Below are 14,326 nucleotides of genomic sequence, written 5' to 3'. Positions count from 1 at the left end.
AGTAGAGACGCGATTAATCGCGCCTCTACTATCAGGGATTATCGCAAGCCTAAAAGCTGAATTTAGGCTCAATCACCCGGTCTATCGCAGACTTGAGAACTTAACTCTAGCGATGTTGTTGAGATTTGGTGGCTTCTAAATCGCCTTGCTTGCCGACACGAGCCGCCACGTTACTTTCGCTTTTCTTCACGGAACTCGGACCGGAAGGACCTTCCACAGAAACAATCCCTTCCGTAGGACCGCCGATCGCCTTCCAAGCGGGTAAACCGCCTTTAATTTCAGCAACGTTGATAAAACCACCGCTGCGGAGTTGGCTGGCGGCTTGTTTGGTTTGCTCGTCGCTGTCACCATACAGGTAGATGTCCCGCTTGAATTCCAAGCTAGAACTGGCGGTTTCGGCGAGGTTCTCCATTGGCATCGCGACTGCGCCGGTGATGCGTTCGTAGTTGAAAGATTCGCGATCGCGCACATCGATAATGGTTAAACCGGGTTCTCCCCACTCCAGACGAGACTTGAGTTCTCCAGGGGTCACCTGGGGTTTTAAATCCGGTGGAGTCGGCGTAATATTCGGTAGAGTTTCTTTGGCTTGTTTGATGTTGTCTGCTAAATTTGCCATGATAATTGTATATCCTTAATGGTGTTTTACACGCTATGTAAACTTTAGTAACTTTCCCTCTAATCTTCCTCTCCCTTAAGGTAGAACGTTTGTAATTTCTTTCTTTGTAGGGGGAGGAAAATCGGTATTCCGGGCAAAGCCTAAAAAATTCATCCTCAAGAAATACCCCCAAATCTTCCTTGAGAAAGATGGCAATTTTTGGGTCCAAAACCCGGTAGAATAAAAAAGCTCAACTTTTCAACGAACCCACCCCTGATCAAAATGCCATCGCCTTATCCTAGAAAACAATTTGCTCAACACTGGCTGCAAAGCGATAAAGCCCTCAATGAAATTGTCAACGCAGCGGCATTATCTCCCGGCGATCGCATCCTAGAGATTGGCCCCGGGACCGGCATCCTCACCCGACAGTTACTATCCCGGGCTGAATCTGTGGTGGCCGTAGAAATTGACCGCAATTTGTCCCAAAAACTTGCCAAAAAATTGGGGGATATCCCGAATTTCTTACTCTTATGTGCCGACTTTTTGGACCTGGATTTAGAGTCCGTCTTAACCCAAACTCCGGAACAGTTTCACCATCCCAATAAAGTCGTTGCCAATATTCCCTATAATATCACCGGCCCCATTCTGGAAAAACTCCTCGGCACCATTTCCCAACCGCCGCGAATCTCCTATCAGTCCGTCGTCCTGCTGATTCAAAAAGAAGTGGCAGAACGGATCAATGCCGCACCCGGATCCCGCACTTATGGGGCATTATCCGTGCGGGTGCAGTATGTCGCGGAGTGCGAATATATCTGTACCGTTCCCGCCAAAGCCTTTTACCCGGCCCCGAAAGTCGATTCTGCCGTGGTCCGATTGTCGCCGCGCCCCTTAGCGCTTCCTGCCGATCGCCCTCGGTGGTTAGAGACTTTAGTCAAAGTCGGGTTTTCCAGCAAGCGCAAAATGTTACGAAATAATTTAAAAGGACTGATTGATCGCGATCAATTGACCCAGTTTCTGGAACAATTAAACATTAACCCCCAAGTGCGTGCCGAAGACCTTAGCGTGTCGCAGTGGGTGGCTTTAAGCAACTTATTAAACCTAGAACCTTCCGTCACCCCTTAAATACCCCCATGCGCTCTTATTCCCTGATTGCACCGGCTAAAATCAATCTGTATCTGGAAATTATCGGCGATCGCCCCGATGGGTATCACGAATTGTCAATGGTCCTGCAAAGCATCGACTTAGGCGATCGCGTAGAGATTCGCGCCAATGGCACCGAGGAATTTCGGATCCACTGCCAACATCCGGAAGTCCCCTGCGATCGCACCAACCTCGCCTATCGCGCCGCCGAACTCCTCAAAACCACCTATCCCAATGCTTTTGAGCAATATGGCGGTGCCGATATCTTCATCGACAAACAGATTCCCGTCGCTGCCGGATTAGCTGGGGGTTCCAGCAATGCTGCCGCCGTGTTGGTGGGTCTGGAAATGCTCTGGGACCTCGGCCTAACCCAACCGGAATTACAAGATTTAGCCAGTCAACTGGGTTCGGATATTCCCTTTTGTATCACCGGGGGGACCGCCTTAGCGACGGGACGGGGAAACGAACTCGAACCCCTGCCGGATTTAGAAGGATTGTATGTGATTTTGGCAAAATATCGCAGTTTAGGGGTGTCTACCGCTTGGGCGTATCAAACCTATCGCCAGCAATTTGGCAGTACCTACGTTCGAGAATCCACGGATTTAGCGGCGAGACAGCAGCGCGTCCATTCCGGGCCCATTGTCAAGGCGATCGCGCTTCGGGATAACATAAAAGTGGTAGAATGTTTGCACAATGACTTAGAAAAAGTCGTGTTGCCTGAATATCCGCAAGTGTTAAAATTGCGGCAAATCTTTGAACAATTTGATGTTTTAGGAACCCTGATGTCCGGTTCTGGACCCACCGTATTTGCCCTCACCGACTCCCGGGAAAAAGCAGAACAAATCCGCGCGCAAGTTCAAAACACTCTGGGAAATCCGGACCTAGATTTTTGGATTGCTAAATTCATTAATACCGGGATTCAGTTAGCCCCAGGGGTCCATTAGGGGCGGTCTGTTCTCTCGATATCCAAATCCAAACGTTAAAATTTAAACAGTTCATTCACCCTAGAAAATTCATGACTAATCCCACACCGACTCAACCCACACCCCTTTCAGTGACTCATGAAGAACCCGTGCAACCCACCCTGATGCGGTGCTTTATGGGTTCATTGATTTCTGGAGGATTTGCTTATGCCTGTATGATGCTCACCAGTGCGATCGCCTCCACCTTTGCCAACAAACCGATTCACTCGGATAATCCGATCGCCGTGAATATTTCCGCCGCAGTTCGGACATTAGTCACCGGGGTGAGTACCCTAGCAACCTTTATCTTTGCCTTTGCTGCCTTGGGTTTATTTTGTCTGGGACTGCAACTGTTGTTTCAAAAATTTACACAAAAATCCTAAATTGTCGGGCAGAAACTGGGGAAGACACAACCGCTTCCCCGCAAGAAATTAAGAAGTATTCCTCAGGCAAGTCCGGGAGATGAATGATAAACCCTTGCACATTGACCCATTGTCCGGTGTAAGCATCGGGTTCGGGATAAACCGTTAATGTTCGCACCCAGTCAATCAGCGATCGCTCCTCGGGTTTTCTAGCGGTGCGAAAGGCTTGGGGTTGGGATTGGGTGACAGGTAAAAAATCGTTGAGATCCCGCATCATTGCCTTATCGCTGGCAAAGACCCTCGGACTAATCAGGAACCCGAGGATAGCAGTGACTAAGAGTAATGTCGCACTCCATCCCGGAGGAAACAGGGTAATATGCTGCATCTCGGGGGTTGCGGTGCTCCCCCTTCGATTCCGGACCCGTCGCGATCGCCACTGTTGATAGACCAATTGTGCCGCTTTATAGCAGGCAAGCAGAATCAAGAACACCCCCGTCCCGTTCGTGAGAGCAAAGAAATTGGGGTGAATTAGGATATTTAATTCCCCACTCACCCTCGATATTAAGTGAATTTAATTGGGGTAATCACCAAAGAGCGGACCTTCATTTATGCTGCCGTCGGGCATCATCACGTTCCAAATAAAAGCCCCAGATAAACGCAAACTATTTGCGTTTATAGACCCTTTTAAACGTGAATTTAATAAAATAGTTTCTTCCATATCCGTGTTGAGCAGGTTAGCATTTTTTAGGGAAGAGTGAAACAAAAGAGCTCTAGCCATGCAAGCATGACTCAAGTCAACCTCTGACCAAACAGAAGAGCGTAGATTAGCGTGGCTTAGGTCAGCGTTGCTGAGATTGACAGACGTTAAAGCGCTAAACAAAAATTCAGTTTGACGCAAACAAGCTCCACTCAAGTTTGTCCTTTTTAGCCCGATACTAGACAAATCAACACCGCTCAAATTAATACCACTTAAGTCAACGTCTACGAGTATGTTGCTTGACTTACGAGAAAGGGTAATCCCAGCAAAATTTCGTTCTCCCGCCTGGTAGCGTTCCAATACTTCCCGTAGAGAAATACAAACTTCCTTCATTTTTGAGGTCGTATAAAATATTAATTAGAGAATAGAAGGATTAAACTTATAGTTTAACCCTTCTATTTTAATCAGGATAATCGATGAAACGTGGACCTTCATCAAGGCTTCCGTCGGGTAGAGTTAAATGCCAAGCAAAAGCTCCCCCAATCCGAAATGGATCCGTATTCATAGCCCCCTCTAATGAACTGCAAATTAAAATTGCTTCTTCTAAATTTGTGTAAAATAAATTGGAGTAAAGAATTTTTGTTTTTACCCAATTCGATTGTACCATAAAAGCTAGGCTTAAGTCAACATACAAACCTTGGCATCGGCGTAAATTAACCTTATAAAGTTCGGCGTGATTCAGATTGACATCAATTAGGACACTATCGAGAAAGTTGGACCGAGTTAAAATGGCTTCGCTGAGATTTACTCGTTCTAACCTCAGTCCCGTCAAGTCAGCACCGCTCAAATTAATTCCCGTTAAGTCAGCATCGGTAAGCATTTGGGTGATTCCCGTTGGACTGGCTAGGCTAATCCCAGCAAAATTTCGTTCTCCATTTTGGTAACGAGCGAGCAATTCTTCTACTGTTATAAACATAATCTGGAGTTTTTTAACTGAACAGTAATCGAGTAAAGTTGCCAAATAGCGGTTGAATAATTGTTCTCAAAAAGTTCCCCCAATACAGTCATATAGAGTTAGCAGCCTGAGTGTGTAGACGGCTGGTAATATGTAGGTCCGGCTACAAATGTGCCATCGGGTAAGGTGGTGTTCCAGAGCAATGCGCCCGTGCAGTCAAGATGGCGAGGATATCCTGGATCGATTTGTACCCACCCCAGCCTAACATCAGCGAGGATGCTTCCTCGTAAGTCGGCGCTCGTTAGATTAGAATAGCTTTCTACTGATGACAACCCAAACTGCGCTCTGGTCAAGTTAGCATCAACCAATTTAGCTCCTCTTAAATTAACTCCCCACAAGTGAGCATGATCTAGGTTGGCTCCTGTTAGATCGGCTCCGCTTAAGTCAGTTTGAATTAGAAAAGCTCCCACAAAATTAGTTCCAACCAGTTGAGCGCCGCATAACTTGGAATCAATGAGCGAAGCTTCTGCTAGGTTAGCACCACTGAAAATAATATTGCTTAAATCAAGGTTGCGCAGACTTCTAGGTGGAACGTAGCCAGCAAAATTTCGCTCTCCTGCTTGGTAACGGGAGAGCAATTCGTCACGGGAAATCACTAAATTTTGATTCATCTTTAAATTGTTGGCTAAATTTCCAATAACTTTTTACAAAGAACTGTTTTTGTTCTGCAAATCGATGACTATAATCTAGTATCTTAGGTCGTATTCGGCACCCGCTATAAAAGTACCATCGGGCATAGTTGTTTCCCAAAGCAAGGAGCCAGCACAATATATGTCTGTGTCAAAATAGGGGGGAGAAGGCCACATTTTAGAAAAATTCGTTTGACACAAAACGCTGTATGCTAAGGGACTATTAGAGATCTCAGTTCCATCAAGATTGGCTCCAATCAAGTTGACTCCTTCCAAAAGGGTACAGCTAAGATCTGCACACTCCAAGCAGGCTCGCTTTAAGGTGGCTCCTATTAACTCGGCTTTCCTGAAATCAGCTAAGGTCAAATCGGCGTCTGGCATATAAACTCCCATCATTTTAGCTCCAGTCAAGTTGGCTTCTCTGAGTTTGACTCCGGGCAGATAAGCTCCTCTTAAAATAATCCCGCTCAAGTCAGCCCCACAGAGCGCCTCTGGGTCATTGTTCGGTTCTATAAATCGAATTCCAGCAAAATTTCGCTCTCCAGCTTGGTAACGGGCGAGCAGTTCGCGAGGAGTCAGAGATAGAGTTGGATTCATCAATGCCACTTTCTTAACAGATATCGAAGAGTTGGTCGATAGGTAAGGTTCTATAAAAAATTGAGGTTAAAAACCGGGTTTAACTGACCCGGTTTTTAGTTCAGGGAAACCTATCACTTAATATTCATAAGGATTTCGGGGTTCGGGAATTTCCTGGATTGAATTCGCTACAATCGTCAATTGACGACGATTTTCCAAAACTTCCGTACTCATTTCCCCTTGGATTTCTAACCAAGTATCCGGAGGATAGGCGGCGCGACTTTGGGATAATTTCACTGGCAGCCCGACGGGATAGGCATCTGCCGCACAACAGGTAATCACAAAGCGAGAAATTAAGAAGTATTCCTCGGGCAAGTCTGGGAGATGAATCACAAACCCTTGGACATTGACTTGTTGTCCGGTGTAAGCATCGGGTTCGGGATAAACTGTTAATGTGCGTACCCAGTCAATCAGCGATCGCTCCTCGGGTTTTCTGGCAGTGCGAAACGCTTGGGGTTGGGATTGGGTGACGGGTAAAAAATCGTTGAGATCCCGCATCATTGCCTTATCGCTGGCAAAGACTCTCGGACTGATTAGGAACCCGAGGATAGCAGTGACTAAGAGTAATGTCGCACTCCATCCCGGAGGAAACAGGGTAATATGCTGCATCTCGGGGGTTGCGGTGCTCGCTCTTCGATTCCGGGCCCGTCGCGATCGCCACTGTTGATAGACCAATTGTGCCGCCTTATAGCAGGCAAGCAGAATCAAGAACACCCCAGTCCCGTTGGTGAGAGCAAAGAAATTCGGGTGAATTAGGATATTTAATTCCCCACTCACCCAATATTTGAGGAGTAATACACCCCAAGCGAAGACGGCGAGGACTTCAATCCAGGGTCCCCAGGTCGAAAATCGGAAAAGTTTGGGAGATTGAACAGCCATATTAGATTATGAAGGTTTCCAGTTGCAAGAGGAACGGGATGGGCAAGGGAGGGATAAAAGCTTACAAGAGTATGGTTTTCACACATAACTGCACTTCCGGTCCCCTCCCCTTGGCAAGGGGAGGGTTAGGGTGGGGTTCTTCTTGGGCGATTCCCTACGGGAGAGCTTCCGCTTACCGCCACGTCACCCACTCTTTGAACTGCACTTCCGGTCCCCTCCCCTTGGCAAGGGGAGGGTTAGGGTGGGGTTCTTCTTGAGCGATTCCCTACGGGATAGCTCCGCTTACCGCCAATCCCCCGAGGACCCTCCACCCACTCATTCTTCCTGACGTGGCGCAAGCCACGTCAGGAGGACCCCACCCTAACCCTCCCCTTGCCAAGGGGAGGGAACCGGAGATGCAGTTTTATCCTAGATTTCTCCTAGCTAAATTTCAAGTTATAAGCCAGGGTGAGTAAAAAGGTTAACTGAGCGGAAATTAAGAACAAGTAAACTAGGGCTTTTGGTTTAAAAATCGACATCATCAGTCCGATACTTTTGATGTCAATCATCGGTCCAAAGACTAAAAAGGCTAACAGGGAGCCGGTGGTAAAGGTGGAGGCAAAGGAGAGGGCAAAAAAGGCATCCACGGTGGAACAAATGGACACGACAGCGCCGAGGACGAGCATGGCAAGAATGGAAGTCACGGGGCCTTGTCCTAAGCTGATAATTAAGTCCCGAGGGGCGGCGACTTGAATGATGGCGGCGATCGCACTGCCGAAGACGAGGATCCCTCCGAGTTCCCGCAGTTCAACCATGACATTTTCCACAAACAAGCGCAGGCGCTGGGAAAACAGGCGATCGCCCGGGAGGGCCACCCCAGCACCCCCCAAATTTCCCACTTTCGACGCCAATAATACCGTTTCCATTGTGGTGGCATCGAGGCGCTGGGGACTGCCTGGACTCCCTAATAAAAAAGTGCCTGATTGTAACAGGGGGGAGGTATTTTCAGAATCCGAGGACAAACCTTTGGATTTGCTGATATCGCAGGATTTTGTCTTAGAGGCTTGATTCATCGCCCGTGCTACCATCGGTTGGACAAAGGGGGTTAAATCTTTTTGGAAACTAAAGATTGAGCCAATAATCGTGGCAATTCCCAGGGAAAATATCACCCGCAACACCACCAGTTCCGGTTGGTCCCGAAATGCCGTCCAAGTGGACCAAATCACAATCGGATTCACCGTGGGAGCCGCCAGTAAAAACCCGATCGCCACGGAGGGGGAGGCCCCCTGCATCAGTAATCGTCGCGCCACGGGGACGTTGCCACATTCGCAGACGGGAAACAGAAACCCAATGGAACTCCCAATCAAAGCCCCGAGGACCGGGTTGGCAGGGATGGAGGAAATCAGCTTCTTTTCATCGACGAATAACAACAATGCACTAGAGAGCAATACCCCGAGGAGCAAAAATGGCAGAGCCTCTACAAGCAGACTCATAAACAGGGTAAAGGCGTTGTGTACTTGATTCATCATGCGGTTCGGCCTATTTTTCGCAGTGAGGAGCTTCGATATCAATTAACCCGGGAGGGAAAGTCTATAAAAACCCACACCCTCAAGGGTGGGGCTATACAGACGAAGCCTGCCTACGCAGGCTAAGAAAATCGAGTTTTACTCTTGAGCCCGCGCAGGCGGGCTTCGTCCGTATAGCCCCAGGCTTCAGCCTGCGGGTTTTGACAGACCTTTAACAACCGGATTTGGTGTCAGTCCAGGTTTACACGGTGGGGTCGCCCTTTGCTTTCAATCCTCCCCGTCCAGGAACGGGAATGAACCCAGAAGAATCTCTGGATGCCCTGGAGATTGGAGTCAAGTGCAAGCCGCCCTCACCATATTACAAGGTGCAAGGGAAAACCTGGGGTTGGCGATCGCCTCCACCTGGGCTGATCCCCACTCCATTTTTTCCCGGGTTTAGTCCCACCGGGGCAGTCGGCTTTCCCGGATCCACCCCTCGGGATCATCCGGGTAACGGATGATTAAAACCGGGCTTAAACTAATTTAAAGTTTAACAAAACATTAAAGAAAATTTAATTTAATTTTATCCAATTCATGAATGCTTGAGAAAAATTTACTCCGGGATCAGCATTATCGTCAGCAATTGTATCAAAACATTAAAAAATCTGTAGGATGGCCCAGAAATCTCCGGAATCGGTTTACGATATTCTTATCGGAATTTCGCCATTCTTGTACCCGCTCGCCCGGTGTTTCAGACGTGAAATCAATGCAGAGACTCTAGTCAACCCCGGTGAACCCTCGCGGCTCAACAATCCCCAGGGCTAACTCACCCCTGAAATAGGCAATGCTAAACTTTCTAAATGACGGAGAAGACATGAAACTTTATACATCGAACACAATGGATCTGGGGAACTCTTCTATCTTGAATCAGTCTTTCCCAGATTCATCCTTCTTACTGTCCGATCGGGTCTGTATGAAAACGTTGCATTTAGAGTCAACTCTATCCGCCCTCTCCCTTTATGATTATCAGGTGAATGCGGAAGTAATGGGGCGGGAAGTAGCGGAAACTTTTAATGCAAATCCCTTGCTGCCCGGGGTAATTTTGCTGGGGGAAGGTGAACTGTTAGGGATGATTTCTCGGGGCAGATTTTTTGAGCAGCTTTCGCGACCTTATGGGTTAGAATTATTTTTTAAACGGCAAATTCAGGTTTTATATCGGTTTACTCAAATCGAATATTTACGGTTTAAAAGCTCTGTCACTATTGTTGCAGCAGTGCAGGGGGTTTTATCGCGATCGCCGGATTCGCTTTATGAACCGATTGTGGTGGAAATCGCCCCGGGAACCTATCGCTTGTTGGACGTGCATCAATTATTATTAGCTCATGCCCACATTCACGAATTAGCCACTGAATTACTCCAAAAACTGTATCAACAATTGGAAGTTGCTAATGAAGAGTTACACCGACAGGCGACTTTAGATGGATTAACTCAAGTGGCAAACCGGCGAATGTTCGATCGCTATCTGTCTCAACAATGGGACCGACTCACGGAGGAGAAAAAACCCCTATCTCTGCTGTTATGCGATATTGATTTTTTTAAGGGTTATAATGACGCCTACGGACATCAAGCGGGCGATCGCTGTTTGCAAGAGGTGGCACGAGTTTTAAAGGACTGTGGCAGTCGTCGGGAGGATTTAGTGGCGCGCTATGGCGGGGAAGAATTTGCGGTGATTTTGCCCAATACCTTCACCGACGGGGCGATCGCTGTTGCCGATCGCATCCGCAAGGCCCTCGCTACCCTCCAGATCCCCCATCGGAACTCCACCGTCTGCGATCGGATCACCCTCAGTATCGGTATTGCTACGGTCATACCCACAAAACATGACTGCTTAGAACATCTGATTGCCGCCTCAGATCAGGCCCTCTATCGCGCCAAGCAAGAGGGTCGTGACTGCGCGATTTGTCACAAAAATTAACAAATCTGCAATTTTTAACCCCTCCCGATTTGCCTGGGGACTTGTCGGAATCCACGGATTTACAAGTCTCTACGGCTTAACAGGAGTTGCTCAATTCATCCCCTCCCTATCTTTGATTCGGTTATCAAACTTCCTCTAGGATTTGGGTATCCTAGAAAGGAGAAAACCCGGGGGTTTTTACCCATTTTTTGCTAATCCGTAACCAATTAGGGACAGCCGGGTTTTTAGCCTAATTCTTGATTCCTGTCCCTAGGTTAATTCCAGGTTAATTTTAAATTAAACTTTTTTAACGAATTAACCGAGAAGAGAGATGTATTGTAAAATAAGTTAATTCTGTAAAATAAATAACTTTTTAATTTCTCATGATACCCTTTATCCCTCACGAGGAAACCCGTAATGCTGGCAACATCCATGCAAAACTTAGAACAAGTCGTTTCCGTTACCCCAGACCGACTGGTTGGTAAACTTACGTTAGACTCCACCCTTGCAGACCTCACCCTGTTTGATTTTGAAATAGAAGTCACCTGTCCCGGATCTGAGTTGGCGAAAGCCTTAGCCGAAAATCCACTACTTCCCGGCGCTATTTTAACCGACTCGGGTAAGTTTGTCGGCACGATTTCTCGGCGGAGATTTTTGGAACATTTGAGCCGTCCTTATGGGTTAGAATTATTCTCCAGAAGACCCTTAAAAGCCTTACATAGCTTTACAAAAATCGAACCCCTAACCTTTCCCAGCTATTTACCGATTGGCATGGCGGCAAGGCAATCTTTAGGGCGATCGCCCGAGTGTCTCTATGAACCGATTGTGGTCGAAATGGAACCGAATGTCTATCGCCTCTTAGACGTTCATCAGTTACTCATCGCCCAATCCCAAATCTATGAACTCACCACCCAGATGCTACAAGAGCAAACCCGTTCCCATACCATTCAAACGGAAAAAATGGCTTCTTTAGGGCGGATGGTGGCGGGAATTGCTCATGAAATTAAAAATCCCGTGAATTGTATTTCAGGCAATATGGGATTTTTAGCCAACTACTGTCAAGACTTGCTAGAACTGGTCTCAGTCTATGAGGAAGAAGTAGAGACGCCTTCTCAGAGAATTGTCGAAACCATCGAGAATATTGATTTAGAGTTTTTAAGGAAAGATTTACCCAAGTTGGTGCAATCGTTGGTGGTGAGTTCCGACCGACTCACGAAGATTGTTGGCGGGTTACAAAACTTTTCTCATTTGGATGAAACCGCGCGTAAACCAGCGGATTTACATGAATGTTTGGATAGTACCCTGTTGATTTTAAACAATCAAATCAAGTATGATATTGAGTTGGTTAAAAATTATGGAGACTTGCCATTAGTAGACTGCTATTCAGGGCAATTGAGCCAAGTGTTTATGAATTTGTTGGGGAATGCCATTGATGCGATATTAGAACGGAAAGAGAAAGAATCTCAAAATTTGAATGGCAATCAAACGTGGAAACCGCAGTTGGCCATCGCCACGGAACTAATCAACCGCGAAGACCAATCCGCCGTCATTATCCGGATTGCCGATAATGGGATTGGAATTCCTACTCAAATTCAACAGCGGATTTTTGACACCTTTTTCACGACCAAACCTGTCGGAAAAGGGACGGGATTAGGATTAGCCATTAGTAATGAAATTGTCCGCGATAAGCATAAAGGTCAACTCAATCTCAACTCTCAAGAGGGAGTCGGTACTGAATTTGAAATTATCTTGCCCTTAGACAGAAAACCCGAGATTGAATTAAGACTCGACGATGAATAAAAACAGTTCGGGTGTCGTGAAAATTACCCTCGCAACTGCCAAATTTTCACCGTTGTATCCTCGGTTCCACTGACGAGGGTATTGCCATCGGGAGTAAAGGCGACGGCATAGACGACCCCCGATCGCCCCCAGCAGGTGCGCTTTTCTTGTCCGGTTTTGACATCCCAGAGCACAATGGAAGTATCATCGCTTCCCGAGGCGAGGGTTGCTCCATCGGGGGAAAACGCCACGGAATTGACTCCGGTGGAATGTCCGGTGAGAGTGCCGAGTTGCTGTCCCGAGGGCAGTTCCCACAACAAAATGGTGCGGTTCGCACAACCACTGGCGAGGAAACGACCACAGGGAGAAATGGCGATCGCATTCACGGACCCTGAACGTCCCCATCCCGTCTGTGTATCCGCCTGAGTTGTCACATCCCAAAACACAATGGAAGTATCCTCACTTCCGGAGACTAACGTGCGGCGATCGGGAGAAAAAGCCACGGAATTCACCGCAGCAGAATGACCCATCAGAGGGCGAAATAGCCGCCAAGAAGCCGTCTCCCAGAGGGCGATCGCCCCATCGGTTCCCCCAGCAGCCAACAGTCGGCCATCGGGGGAAAAGGCCACAGATTTGACCCCGGATGGCGCTTTCAGCAAGCGCAGAATCCGCCGTAACGTCACATCCCACAAGGCGATCGCCCCCCCACCACTACCTGCGGCCAACAGTCGCCCATCCGGGGAAAATGCTACCGCACTCACCCCAGCAAAGGGTTCCTCGGGCCAACTGCTACGCAGAGTGGGCAATTCTTGACCCTCATGGAGTTGCCACCATTTAATCCCAGAACGACTACCACTAACCAACAGTTGACCATTGGCACTAATAGCAACGGTTTTAACCGGCGCACCATGTCCCACCAAACTGCCAATTTCCGACACTGTAACTGGAGGCGTACTCACGCGCACCGTGGCGATCGCCCGTTGGGGAGTCGGTGCAGGCGATCGGGATTGGGGGGTGATGGTCCTACTTCCCTTGGAGGGGGAGGCTTTCAACCCTTGGATGAGTTCCTCAGCCGATTGATAGCGCCGTCTCACACTACTTTCGATCGCCTTGTCCAGGACCGTGGCGAGGCGATCGCTGACTTTATTGATACCTAAATACTCACGCCAAACAAAGGTACTTTCCATCGCATCATACATCTCAAACGGTTCCCGGGTGGTCAACAAGTGAATACAAGTCACCCCCAAACTGTAGATATCACTGGCAAATACCGCCTTGCCAAAGGTTTGTTCCGGTGCCGCATAACCCTTAGTGCCAATGGTCGTCCCGGTTTGATTTAGGGTCGTTCCCGTGGCATATTTCGCCGCCCCAAAATCGACCAAGACTAACTTGCGATCGTGACGACGCCGAATAATATTTTCCGGTTTAATATCCCGATGAATCACCTTGCCTTTGTGGACAAAATCTAAAACCGGCAATAAATCTTCCAGCAGACTAACAATTGCCGATTCAGAAAATCGACCCTGTTCCGCGAGTTCTTCCGTTAAATTTTGTCCATCAATAAATTCCTGGACAATATATTGCCGATTTTCCTGTTCAAAATGAGCAAACAGTTCAGGAATTTGGGAATGTTTGCCCAACTGTTCCAGACGGATTGCCTCTTGCTGAAATAATTGATTCGCCTTTTCGGCATTCTGTTGGGATTGGGGATAAAATTGCTTAACCACACATTGCGGTTTCGAGGGTTTGAACTCATCCAGTGCCAACAGGGTTCTGCCAAACCCTCCCGTCCCGATCAGTTTCACCAAACGATACCGTTGTGCCAACACCAGCTTGGTACCACAGGCGCGACAAAACGTCGTCAGGTCAGGATTTATCGGATTCGGACAATCGGGATTCGGACAGTAACTCATCAACAAAGTTTCCCAAGGGGTTATTTCTATGGTAAATCTTGGTTCGCTAATCTGAAACATAGCATCTCGGCCCTAATGGGGAGATTACCGATGGGGGTCCCAATCCCGAGGTCCCTAGACTGGCATTATCTTCCGTTTTTAAGAATTCACCCTCAATGTAGAGGCGATTCGAGAATCGCCAGTCAACCCAGGATGGGCTGTGCCCACCGTCCTAACCGTTCGCAGATTAAGAGAATTCACCCTCAATGTAGAGGCGATTCGAGAATCGCCAGTCAACCCAG

Annotated in this window: 15 protein-coding genes; 6 read left to right on the top strand and 9 right to left on the bottom strand. The window is 47.8% G+C overall.

Going from position 1 to position 14,326, the window contains the following annotated elements:
* Nucleotides 1-106 precede the first annotated feature (106 nt).
* Nucleotides 107-616, bottom strand: a complete 510-nt coding sequence (locus NG833_RS25935) for a rhodanese-like domain-containing protein (RefSeq protein WP_254568164.1) — start codon at nucleotides 614-616, stop codon at nucleotides 107-109.
* Between the two features lie 261 nt (nucleotides 617-877).
* Between NG833_RS25935 and rsmA the strand changes: the two genes are divergently transcribed.
* From rsmA to NG833_RS25920, 3 genes are all read left to right on the top strand, one after another.
* The gene (gene rsmA / locus NG833_RS25930) at nucleotides 878-1,717 is read left to right on the top strand and encodes a 16S rRNA (adenine(1518)-N(6)/adenine(1519)-N(6))-dimethyltransferase RsmA (protein WP_254568163.1); all 840 of its coding nucleotides are present in this window, start codon (nucleotides 878-880) and stop codon (nucleotides 1,715-1,717) included.
* A gap of 8 nt (nucleotides 1,718-1,725) precedes the next feature.
* Nucleotides 1,726-2,679, top strand: a complete 954-nt coding sequence (ispE, locus tag NG833_RS25925; RefSeq protein ID WP_254568162.1) for a 4-(cytidine 5'-diphospho)-2-C-methyl-D-erythritol kinase — start codon at nucleotides 1,726-1,728, stop codon at nucleotides 2,677-2,679.
* Between the two features lie 71 nt (nucleotides 2,680-2,750).
* Nucleotides 2,751-3,080, top strand: a complete 330-nt coding sequence (locus NG833_RS25920; protein WP_254568161.1) for a DUF3082 domain-containing protein — start codon at nucleotides 2,751-2,753, stop codon at nucleotides 3,078-3,080.
* Here NG833_RS25920 and NG833_RS25915 read toward each other — a convergent pair.
* From NG833_RS25915 to NG833_RS25885, 7 genes are all read right to left on the bottom strand, one after another.
* Nucleotides 3,064-3,612, bottom strand: a complete 549-nt coding sequence (locus NG833_RS25915; protein ID WP_254568160.1) for a TIGR03943 family putative permease subunit — start codon at nucleotides 3,610-3,612, stop codon at nucleotides 3,064-3,066. The genes NG833_RS25920 and NG833_RS25915 overlap by 17 nt on opposite strands.
* Before the next feature lie 18 nt (nucleotides 3,613-3,630).
* Nucleotides 3,631-4,149, bottom strand: a complete 519-nt coding sequence (locus NG833_RS25910; protein WP_254568159.1) for a pentapeptide repeat-containing protein — start codon at nucleotides 4,147-4,149, stop codon at nucleotides 3,631-3,633.
* A gap of 67 nt (nucleotides 4,150-4,216) precedes the next feature.
* Nucleotides 4,217-4,732 carry a pentapeptide repeat-containing protein gene (locus NG833_RS25905; protein WP_254568158.1) on the bottom strand — a complete coding sequence of 172 codons (516 nt, stop codon included), beginning with the start codon at nucleotides 4,730-4,732 and terminating at the stop codon, nucleotides 4,217-4,219.
* Between the two features lie 98 nt (nucleotides 4,733-4,830).
* On the bottom strand, nucleotides 4,831-5,382 hold the full coding sequence (locus NG833_RS25900) for a pentapeptide repeat-containing protein (RefSeq protein WP_254568157.1): 552 nt from the start codon (nucleotides 5,380-5,382) through the stop codon (nucleotides 4,831-4,833).
* Between the two features lie 75 nt (nucleotides 5,383-5,457).
* Complete coding sequence (locus NG833_RS25895; RefSeq protein WP_254568156.1) at nucleotides 5,458-5,997, bottom strand: pentapeptide repeat-containing protein; 540 nt, start codon at nucleotides 5,995-5,997, stop codon at nucleotides 5,458-5,460.
* Nucleotides 5,998-6,114: 117 nt separating this feature from the next.
* Nucleotides 6,115-6,915 (bottom strand): TIGR03943 family putative permease subunit, encoded by an 801-nt coding sequence (locus tag NG833_RS25890; RefSeq protein WP_254568155.1) that lies wholly within the window; start codon nucleotides 6,913-6,915, stop codon nucleotides 6,115-6,117.
* 419 nt (nucleotides 6,916-7,334) lie between these two features.
* Complete coding sequence (locus NG833_RS25885) at nucleotides 7,335-8,420, bottom strand: permease (RefSeq protein ID WP_254568165.1); 1,086 nt, start codon at nucleotides 8,418-8,420, stop codon at nucleotides 7,335-7,337.
* Nucleotides 8,421-8,647: 227 nt separating this feature from the next.
* Here NG833_RS25885 and NG833_RS25880 point away from each other — a divergent pair, with 227 nt between their 5' ends.
* The 3 genes from NG833_RS25880 (at nucleotide 8,648) to NG833_RS25870 (ending at nucleotide 12,153) form a co-directional block, all read left to right on the top strand.
* Entirely contained in the window at nucleotides 8,648-8,920 is a 273-nt protein-coding gene (locus tag NG833_RS25880; protein WP_254568154.1) for a hypothetical protein, read from the top strand.
* Nucleotides 8,921-9,273: 353 nt separating this feature from the next.
* Nucleotides 9,274-10,374, top strand: coding sequence for a GGDEF domain-containing protein (locus tag NG833_RS25875; RefSeq protein WP_254568153.1), 1,101 nt, complete (start codon nucleotides 9,274-9,276; stop codon nucleotides 10,372-10,374).
* A 396-nt stretch (nucleotides 10,375-10,770) separates the two neighbouring features.
* A complete protein-coding gene (locus NG833_RS25870; protein ID WP_254568152.1) occupies nucleotides 10,771-12,153 on the top strand; it encodes a sensor histidine kinase in 1,383 nt (460 codons plus the stop codon).
* A gap of 23 nt (nucleotides 12,154-12,176) precedes the next feature.
* Here NG833_RS25870 and NG833_RS25865 read toward each other — a convergent pair whose 3' ends face one another.
* Complete coding sequence (locus NG833_RS25865) at nucleotides 12,177-14,045, bottom strand: serine/threonine-protein kinase (protein ID WP_254568151.1); 1,869 nt, start codon at nucleotides 14,043-14,045, stop codon at nucleotides 12,177-12,179.
* Nucleotides 14,046-14,326 lie beyond the last annotated feature (281 nt).

This window comes from Oscillatoria sp. HE19RPO, assembly GCF_024220515.1.
Lineage (GTDB): Bacteria > Cyanobacteriota > Cyanobacteriia > Cyanobacteriales > Laspinemataceae > Laspinema.
The sequence above is the reverse complement of the archived record's forward strand: the minus strand, read 5'-3'. Positions and strand labels throughout refer to the sequence as shown.